Source organism: Neisseria sp. HMSC15G01, assembly GCF_001808255.1.
Lineage (GTDB): Bacteria > Pseudomonadota > Gammaproteobacteria > Burkholderiales > Neisseriaceae > Neisseria > Neisseria subflava_A.
The window spans coordinates 1-5235 of the sequence record NZ_KV792662.1; the positions used below are offsets into that span (position 1 = coordinate 1).

The following is a 5235-nucleotide window of genomic DNA, read 5'->3' on the forward strand; positions in this document are numbered from 1 at the left end:
AGGTACTCATGAAAAATCTCCTAAATGTCTTGGTGGTAATTTAGGGGATTTTGGGGGATTTTGTAAAGGTCTCAAACTGCCTTAGCATTGAATGTCCAGATTCCCGGAATGACGGTTTAGAAGTTACCCTAAACCTCAAAAAAAACCTGCACCTTAATCAGTTGGCGGTTTAGTCCGACTTTTGGGGTGCAGATCAAGCTTTCAGACGGTATTTCCTTTAAAACTTCATTTCAAGCGCGAGGCTGAAGTTCCTGCCCGGTGCGGCATACCTTCCATAGTTACTGTCGCCGCCGTGCCGGTTTGCCGTGCTTTCCGCAGTCTGGCGCAAGGATTCCCAAGTAACGTAGCGGTAGTTGCCGATATTGTAGATAGCCGCCCTCAAGGTCAGCCGTTTTTTCAGATTAAGATAGGCGGAAACATCTGCCGTCGACCAAGCAGACGACGCTCTTTTTGCCGAATATCGTTTTTGATCGCCTGCCAGATAAGCAAGTTCATCAGGGTTTTTCCCTTTGGAATAGGTCAGCATAATGTTTGCGCCCCATTTCCCCTCGGGCTGGTCGTATCCGAACCCCAAAACATAACGCGACGGCTGTACCGCATCCAAAGCATAGCTGCGGAGGGACAGTCCCGGCCGGTTGGATACCGATTTCGGTTTGATACGGTTGTACGCCAAAGTCGTGTACAAACCTTCGGGCAGTTTGTGATACACACCGTTCCAGTCGATTTTTCCCAAGATGTTGATGCCTTGGAGCGACATATTTTGGGCATTGTAATAATCGCGTATATCAATCTCTGTCAATTGTCCTGCCTGATTCGGCAATTTGGTTTTTTGATCGGCAACGGCAATCATATCGGTATAACGGTTGCGGAAGCTGCTGATTTCCAAAAAGCCGAAATCGCCCTTCCACTGCAAACCGATTTCGCGGTTGGCTGCCTTTTCCGATTTCAGGGCAGGACGCTGCCAGCCTTTCGGATAATCGTGATAAATGTCTATCCCGAAAAGTTCTTGGAAGGAGGGCGTTCTGAAGCCGCTGGAGGCGCGGTAAGACAAAGAAAAATGCCGGTTCGGTTTGAACACGATGCCGCTGTTCCACGAACGGTCAACATACCGCCCGCTGCGGACGAGTTCTTCCGACGTGGTAAAGTTTTGCCGGTCGTACCTGCCGCCCAAGCTGAAATCGAAATATTTGCCGATTGAAAAACGGTCGTTCAAAGAAATGTGGATATTGCTGCCGTTGATTTTTCTTGGCACGCATTTGCGGGAACGCAGGGTTTCGATGTAGCCGCAGACCGACCCTTCGACGACTTCGGGCTTACCCAAAAGATACTTGTCTCCCTTATCGGTGTAATCCGAGTATTCCGAAATCCTTGCCGCATTGTGGGAAAGCTGTTCGGGGCGGGAGATCGCTTTGGAAGCATCGTAACCGAAGCCCAAAGTCAGATGGTGTTTCGTCCATTTGTTTTTCAGCGACTTCTCAAACGAGGCATTCAAAACATTGTGCTGTTCGCGGTAGTGGAAACGGTCGCTGCTGTCGTAGGAATACGGCTTGTCTGCCGACGCGCGGCAGGATTTGTCCACGGCAGGATACACGGCGCAATTCAGCTTCAGCGTGTTGTTGTCGGTTGCCACGCCCTGTTTGTCAAACGACAACACCGCCTTGTCCGCCCAATTGTCAGAATACGCTTCGTTTTCATAACGGTACAGCAAACCCATACGGCGGCGGCGGTGATGTTCGTCTATAAATTTGGTGCGGGAATATTTCAAACCTATGCCCTTGACCCATTTTTCTTTGTTTTTATCCCACGCTTCTATATTCGGCACAAAATACAAGCCGTCGCGGAAATCGTTGCCGTCGTACACCCCGCTCTTGTCGCTAAACTTTTTCGCCTCGTCCGTACCGTAATACTGTTTTTCCGTCATATCGCGGATGTCGTAACGCTGTTTGGTATCCTCAAACACGCCGCCGACATAATGCCTGCCGCCGAAGCGGTAGCCCAGCTTGGCAAGCCACGAACCGCTGCGGTAATCCATCGGATCGGGCAATATCCTGCCGCCGCCTGTGTACGATTGGGCGGACAGGTTTTCGTGGCGCGCCTGCGCCTCCCGCACCATCGCTTCTTCTTCACTGTTTAAAGCCTGACCTTTTGAACGGCGTTCTTCCACCCAGCGGTTGAGCTGGTTTTTCAAATATTTCCCGTTGCCCGCCAATTTTGCCACAGGCTTGAGCTCACTCTCGCCCTCCGCCAGGAAATATTCCGCCTTTTTATTCGGACTCTGAATATCGTATGTCTGGCGGAACGCGTCCAAACGGTCTATGCCGTATTCCACCCCGTCCGCAATATCGCCGTGCGGGCGCGTTTCCCGCCCTTGGCGTTCGGTTCGGATTAACAGCCCTTCCCAACCGTCCTTACTGAAACCCGCGCCGAGCGACTTCATAAATTGGCGGTTTTTACTGCCGTAGGCGGTTTTTGCCTGTATCCCCCAACTTTTGCCGTCTGAAATCAGGTCTGCCGCCTCTTTGGTGCGGAGGGAGACTGCTCCGCCGAGCGCACCGCTGCCGTGATCGGAAGAACCGGCACCTTTGTCGATTTCTACCGTACCGACGTTTTCATATTCGATTTCGTTGATTGCACCGCTGCCGCCGCGTCCGCCGTATCCGCTCAATGCACCCTGCACGGTAAACGCCTGTATTTGGGCAACACCGTCGACCGAAACCGCCACACGGTTTTTATCCACGCCCCGTATCGAATAACCGCCGCTCGCGCCGTTACCTTGTTCGACGACGGCCACGCCCGGATCGTAGCGCGTCAGGTCGCGGATACCGAGTACCTGTTCTTTGTTCAACGTTTCCGACGTTTTGACGATTTTGCCCAAACCGGTCGCCTCTTTCGATCGCCGTCCCACTTTGGCGGCACGGACGGTAATCTCCTTCAATGATTGACTTTGCGCCGCATCAGATGCCGCCGTTTCGGGGTTTGCCGCATATGATGGGAAAGCGGCTGCAATGGCCAAGGCGGTCAGGGTAAGCGGGAATGTATGCCTTCTGTTCATCGTGTTGCCTCCTTGTCATCTTTCTTCGCACCAAATACCACACCGATTTTTTGTTGGGGTTCGGCAAAGCTGCCGCCCAATTCCGATGCATGAGGTCCGTAAAAGCCCCCTGTTACATGAAGGTTCTCGGCTTTAAACGGTTTGGAGGATGTTGCACCCCTGCCAAGCAGGTCGATACCTGTATCACGGGTACGTGCTGCTGCATGGAAACCGTTGTGCTCAATAATACCGTTTTCAATATAGAAGGCAGGTTCTACACCATTTTTCTCCATCAGGGTGCCGGAAAGGGACTTGTTGGCAAAGTTAACGTCGAATTCGGCTTTTGCCGCTTTATCCGCATGGTTATCCCATTGGATCGGCGCGCCGATACGGGCTTCCCATGAACCTCTATAGTGGACATTCCCAATTTTGGGGATGTCTGCCTCGGAAGTGCGGATACCTTTTATGAAAAGGTCGATATTCCTGTATGCAGAAGCGGGTTGGACAGGTGATTTTCCATCCGTGCCTACGCTTTCCGCGTTGTTTCCTTCATTTTTTCCTGCTGTATTTGCTTCCCCGTTATCTTCCTCTGCCGGCAACTCGGAAGAAGCATGACCGTCATCGGTATCATTTTCCAAACCGTCTTCACCGTCTTCAGGCTCTAAACTTTCATTTTCATCATCAGGTCCCGCGCCTTCATGATCGGAATCTTCGTCCTCTGTTGCAGTCGGTTTGACGACGGGACGGTCGGTTTGCATCCGTCCGATTTTCACATAGTTCAGAAAATCGCAGCAGGTTCGGATTGTCGTTTTCCTGCCGTCGGCAAGAACGATGGTTTGAGTATCTTTGACCAAGGAGATTTCACGCCCTTCGACAAGGAGTTTGTCAGGATGGGCAAAGTCGGGCATAGGCTCGGCAATAAACGGACGTGCCTTAGGATCGGCAGCTTCGTCGGCGGCAATTTTCAGCGAATCCAAGATTTTGGTATGCGTTTCAGACGGCACGGAGCTATTTTGTTTGCCTGCGAATACGCCGAATACGCTTTTGTCGTTGCTGATAAACCGTCCGGCAAGCTCTTCTCCGTTATCGCCGAAAAAACCGCCCTCAAGCCGCTGATCGGCATCGGCATGGAAAAACAAATGCTCCTTACCGGCATGTTTTTCCGCTAAATCAGGATTGACCTTGGCACTGCCGATAAAGCGGTTGCCGTCCAATTTTGCAGTAATGTTGTAAATGATCAGCGGCTTTTTAGGTTCATCTGGATTATTCTTATTTTGCACATACTGATTTTTAATCAACTTACCTTCCAGGTTTTTTTTGTCGAAATTAACCGTATATTCGGCAGGATGTTTTTCCCTGTCGTCGGCATCCCTAGCCGCATAAGAAGTTGCACCAATATTATTACCATAATATGTGTTATAACCCAAATTCTCACTGGCAACCGCCTGACCTGTCCGATGACGTTTGGCATCGGTCATATATTGCCAGTTACCGGAATATTTCACCGTTCCCGCGCTCGGTAAAGATTGGGAGGGATGTTCTCCGGAATAATATACAAACCCGTCATAACCAAACCGGTGGGTAAACCGCTTACCACCTGAGTTCTGTTTGATTTCGTCTTCTCCTGTTTGAGTATAAACATATCCGGCCCGGACATATTTATATTGATACACAGCATCTTTTGAATCGGACGTGTAGATTTGTGCATTAGGATGCCGTCCTTTGATTTCCTTTTTAAGTTTGTCGACCTGTTCTTGCGGCGTACCGTCTAAAAACAGGATATCCTCCTCTTTAAGCGGCAGATACTCCTCTGCCTGATGCTTATCGGGAATTTCCGTACCGTCTTTGTTATAAAAAGCAATATTCCGCCTTGGCAACCGCATTGCCGCACCGACGGCGGGCTGGTTGACCGGCGTGGTTTCTATAGAAGGTTTGGCAGGAGCCGGAGCAGGAATATCCTCAGGCTTGGAAGGTTTGGAATCTGACGGGGTTTGCGCGGTCGGCGTTGATTCGACAACAGGCTGCACGCCGAAATTGCCGCCGATACAAGATGCCAAAAGTAAGGGCAACAAGACAATGCCGCCATAATTCGGTTTACACATCCCTACTTTTCCTCTATTTGATTAATAATAATTATCATTATATTAATATGCACAGATAATATCAACCCGAGACCTTGGCAAAAAAGCCCTTCCCACAACAGT

2 protein-coding genes are annotated in these 5235 nt (G+C 50.4%); both read right to left on the bottom strand.

All coding sequences use genetic code 11. The features are described 5' to 3' along the window. Window positions 1-217: 217 nt before the first annotated feature. Window positions 218-3052, bottom strand: a complete 2835-nt coding sequence (locus tag HMPREF3139_RS02425) for a lactoferrin/transferrin family TonB-dependent receptor (protein ID WP_060975174.1) — start codon at window positions 3050-3052, stop codon at window positions 218-220. Then, window positions 3049-5133, bottom strand: coding sequence for a transferrin-binding protein-like solute binding protein (locus tag HMPREF3139_RS02430; protein WP_049328591.1), 2085 nt, complete (start codon window positions 5131-5133; stop codon window positions 3049-3051). The genes HMPREF3139_RS02425 and HMPREF3139_RS02430 overlap by 4 nt, the downstream gene beginning before the upstream one ends. Window positions 5134-5235 lie beyond the last annotated feature (102 nt).

Bases quoted from the DNA above. Each gene is read 5' to 3' on its own strand.
- HMPREF3139_RS02430 (WP_049328591.1), bottom strand. From the start codon at position 5,133: ATGTGTAAACCGAATTATGGCGGCATTGTCTTGTTGCCCTTACTTTTG.
- HMPREF3139_RS02425 (WP_060975174.1), bottom strand. From the start codon at position 3,052: ATGAACAGAAGGCATACATTCCCGCTTACCCTGACCGCCTTGGCCATT.